The organism is aff. Roholtiella sp. LEGE 12411 (assembly GCF_015206995.1).
In the GTDB taxonomy this organism is placed as follows: Bacteria; Cyanobacteriota; Cyanobacteriia; order Cyanobacteriales; family Nostocaceae; genus Komarekiella.
On sequence record NZ_JADEXR010000268.1, the window covers coordinates 1 to 3,486 of the forward strand.

The 3,486-nt window shown below is 42.3% G+C and carries 2 protein-coding genes; one reads left to right on the forward strand and one right to left on the reverse strand.

Features of this window, described 5'->3' with window-relative positions; all coding sequences use genetic code 11:
• Positions 1 to 218: 218 nt before the first annotated feature.
• Positions 219 to 2,855, forward strand: a complete 2,637-nt coding sequence (locus tag IQ246_RS29140; RefSeq protein ID WP_194006766.1) for a CHAT domain-containing protein — start codon at positions 219 to 221, stop codon at positions 2,853 to 2,855.
• Positions 2,856 to 3,001: 146 nt separating this feature from the next.
• Here the strand turns inward: IQ246_RS29140 and IQ246_RS29145 are convergent, their stop codons facing one another.
• Positions 3,002 to 3,274, reverse strand: coding sequence for a GlsB/YeaQ/YmgE family stress response membrane protein (locus tag IQ246_RS29145; RefSeq protein WP_194006765.1), 273 nt, complete (start codon positions 3,272 to 3,274; stop codon positions 3,002 to 3,004).
• Positions 3,275 to 3,486 lie beyond the last annotated feature (212 nt).

Here is a 3,486-nt window from a genome sequence, read left to right on the forward strand (position 1 = left end):
TCCATCTGATGGGCAAGTGATGAGCCGGGACATGAATGGTGCGCGAGGGATTTTCCTTCGTGCATTGGTTGATACGCCCTCTCTCAAAGAGTGTATTTGTTAATGAATGTTAGCAAAAACGTATCGGATACTAATGGTGAGATTATTTTGGTAGCCCAAGCACCTACAGTCGATCCTGTGCGTTCCTGGTTATCACTTACCTCTTGCCATGTCCCATGATGACTAAAACAACTAGGCTTTCTGGTGCAAATTATCTAAAAATTTTCAGGCAAAAAGCAAAAGCCAAGATTTTTGACTTTTTACGTTTGCCTTTATATTTTTTAATTGCTTTGCTATGCATCCTCTGTTCACCTGTGCTAGCAATAGTTCCAGATGCGCTCAACTCCTCATCCCAACTGGTAATTAACGGTGTTACTTCCACCTCTGGACTACAACAGGGCAAAGTTTTATTCGACGCTGGCAAGTTTGCTCAAGCAGTGGACGTATTGCAACAAGCTGCCCAGAAATACAAGCAACAGGGGGATAATCTGAGATTGGCAACTACTCTGAGTAATCTTTCTCTAGCTTACCAGCAACTTGGTGATTGGAATGAGGCACAGCAGGCAATTACAGAAAGCTTGAATTTGCTCAAGGGACAGGAGAAAAACCAAAATCTGCAAGTATTTGCTCAATCACTCGATATTCAAGGACGTCTGCAACTGGCAATGGGAAAAGCAGAGTCAGCTTTAGCAACTTGGCAGCAAACAGAAGAAATTTACAAGAAAACAGGAAATAAAAGCAGTATAGTGCGATCGCAAATCAATCAAGCACAGGCTTGGCGAACTCAAGGATTTTACCGCCGTGCCGTAGAAATACTCAAGAAGGTAAATAAGACATTACAATCTCAACCAGACTCTCCAGAAAAAACAGTAGGATTGCGATCGCTAGGTGATGCTCTCCAGGTAGCAGGGGATCTGGAACTGTCACGCAGAGCACTTGAGCAAAGTCTGGCGATTGCTCAACGACTACAATCAAACGCTGATATTGGGGCAAGTCTGTTCAGCTTAGGAAATAATACCCGTAATGCCCATACACAGGAGCAAAAACGACAGGCGATCGCCTATTATCAACAAATAGAGAAAGTGTCTGCATCGCCCCTGACCAAAATCCAGGCAAAACTGAATTACCTTAGCCTCTTGATTGAAGATAAACAATTAGCACAAGCCCAAACTTTATTACCATCAATTCAATCTCAACTCGAACAACTTCCCCCTAGTCGTGCTGCTGTCTACGCTAGGATTAATTTCGCACAAAGCCTAACTAAATTTCCGAGTAGAAATTCGGACTCAGCCCTAATACTTGCCAAAGCCATTGAGCAATCCCACAGTTTAGCTGACAAGCGGGCAGAAGCTTATGCCTTAAAGAGTTTGGGCAGCTTGTACGAAGAAACCAAACAGTGGTCAGAAGCGCAAGACCTGACCCTGAAGGGATTATTTTTGGCACAGAGCAGCAATGCACCAGAAATTATCTATACATTGGAATGGCAGTTAGGTAGATTGCTCTGGGCACAAAAAGATATTAATGGTGCGATCGCAGCCTATGATACTGCTGTAAAAACTCTCCAGTCTCTCCGCAATGACCTAGTAGCAGTCAATCAGGATGTGCAATTAAACTTCCGAGACAGCGTAGAACCAGTCTACAGAGAGTCAGTAGAATTACTCCTGCAATCTCAGACAGAAGAACCGGATATAAAAATATTAGAAAAAGCACGTCAGCGGATTGAAGCACTGCAATTGGCAGAATTAGATAACTTTTTTCAGGAAGCTTGTCTACAAGGTCAAAAAGTGAAGCTTGATCAAGTAGTAGATCAAGATAATCCTACATCTGCCATCCTCTATCCGATTATTCTTCCTAACGAACTCCAGGTTATTGTCAAAATACCTAAACGACCTCTGCGGCATTACAGTACCAAAATTCGCCAAACAGAAGTAGAAAAAATTCTGACAGCACTGCGAAAAAGCCTTGTTAATCCTACTGCTATCAAAGCCGTCGAAAATCAGTCGCAACAAGTTTACAACTGGTTGCTCCAACCCATTGAATCAGAATTACAAGCCAGTGGGGTGAACACCTTAGTGTTTGTGCTGGATGGAGCATTACGCAATTTACCAATGGCGGCTCTTTACGATGGTAAACAGTATTTGGTGGAGAAATATGCGATCGCCCTCAGCGTCGGTCTGCAACTCCTCGATCCCAAACCACTAGTACAACGGCAGCTAAAAGCCTTAACTGCTGGGCTAACTGAGCCTCCAGCCAATTACCCTAACTATGCTCCTTTAACTGCCATCAAATCTGAATTCGACGGCATTACTGAAGCCGGAATATCGACAACTAGTCTCCTGGATGGACAGTTCACCAGCAAAAAACTAGAAAGCGAAATTAATACCGTTTCATTTAACATAGTGCATTTGGCAACTCACGGCCAATTTAGTTCCTTGGCTGAAAACACCTTTATTTTGGCTGCTGATGGCCCAATCAAAGTCAAAGATTTTGATAGTTTTTTTCGTAGTCAAGATAAAAGCACAGTGGAACTATTAGTTTTAAGTGCCTGTCAAACAGCAGCAGGAGACAACCGTGCAGCCCTGGGTTTGGCAGGAGCATCTGTACGAGCCGGTGCACGCAGCACCCTGGCATCCTTGTGGCAAATTGATGATGAATCAACAGCCCTATTTGTCACTGCCTTTTATCGAGAACTCCAGAGTGGCAAGATCACCAAAGCTGAAGCTCTCCACCTTGCCCAGCTAGAACTTCTGAAACATCCCAACTACAAAGCACCAAGCTTTTGGTCTGCCTATGTGTTGATCGGTAATTGGTTGTAACTTTCTACGAAATAAACTCCACTCCAATAACAATAATAGCGCCTCCTCAGTACAGGTAGGCGCTATTCTTATGATTGAATTCAAGGAGAAAAATAGTTAAAATTATTCCCCTGATGTTGGCTATTAACGGAAACTGAACTATTTTTTTATGCAGCACTTCTACGGGTTAATAAATTCCACAAGAAAACAGCAACAATTGCACCAAGAACAGCGACCGCAATACCGGGGATACTAAGACTAGGCGCGGCTAATGACAATGTTCCTGTACTGAAGAATACGCCTAAACTACCACCAACAAAAGCACCAATAATTCCCAACAAGATTGTTCCTAGAATTCCGCCGCCTTGATGACCAGGGTAGATAGCTTTAGCGATAGCGCCAGCAATTAGACCTAAAACAACCCAAGCAAGAATATTCATCGTTTTTAATTTAGTAAACACTTTTTACTTACAAACACACAATAACAATTCAAAAGTAATCATTACATCTGCCATCAGAACTAATTATGGTTCTACCGATCCCCTTATGAAAAAAAAGTATTTTAAACGAGAAAAAAGAGCTAATAACAAACAAGAATATAGCGCTACAAGCTAAGTCTGACAAAGGTTAATGACTTTTAAAATTTTTTGAA